Origin of the sequence: Amycolatopsis sp. cmx-4-83 (assembly GCF_046548815.1) — a bacterium.
Classification (GTDB): domain Bacteria; phylum Actinomycetota; class Actinomycetes; order Mycobacteriales; family Pseudonocardiaceae; genus Amycolatopsis; species Amycolatopsis pretoriensis_A.
In genome coordinates this window covers 1-597 of record NZ_JAEBEF010000044.1, presented here as the reverse complement: position 1 = coordinate 597, position 597 = coordinate 1, and the positions used below count along the sequence as shown (strand labels likewise).

At 67.3% G+C, this 597-nt stretch carries 1 protein-coding gene; it reads right to left on the bottom strand.

Going from position 1 to position 597, the window contains the following annotated elements; translation table 11 throughout:
- Positions 1–597: class II fructose-bisphosphate aldolase (locus ACLJQM_RS48210; RefSeq protein WP_410636682.1), on the bottom strand; the 597-nt coding region annotated here is incomplete at both ends.

Genomic DNA, 597 nt, shown 5'->3' with positions numbered 1-597 from the left:
ACGCCGTGGACGTTGCCGAACGTCGCCGCCAGCAGGTAGCGGCCGCGGTCGCCGGAGCCGAGGGCGTCGATGGTCTTGAGGAAGTCGCCTTCGGCGGTGTAGAGCTTTTCGTTGATCTCGGCTTCGACGCCGTCTTCTTCGCCGCCGACGACGCCGATCTCGACCTCGAGGATGATCTTCGCGGCGGCGGTCTTGGCGAGCAGTTCCGCGGCGATCTCGAGGTTTTCGTCGAGGTCGATGGCGGAGCCGTCCCACATGTGGGACTGGAACAGCGGGTTCTGGCCGTTCTTGACCCGCTCGGCGGAGATCTCGATGAGCGGGCGGACGAAGCCGTCGAGCTTGTCCTTGGGGCAGTGGTCGGTGTGCAGGGCGACGTTGACGTCGTAGCGCGCGGCGACGACCTGCGCGAACTCGGCCAGCGCGGTGGCGCCGACGACCATGTCCTTGACCTTCTGGCCGGAGGCGAATTCGGCGCCGCCGGTGGAGAACTGGATGATGCCGTCGCTCTCCGCCTCGGCGAACCCGCGGATGGCGGCGTTCACGGTCTCGGACGAGGTCACGTTGATGGCGGGGTAGGCGAACTCGTTCGCCTTCGCC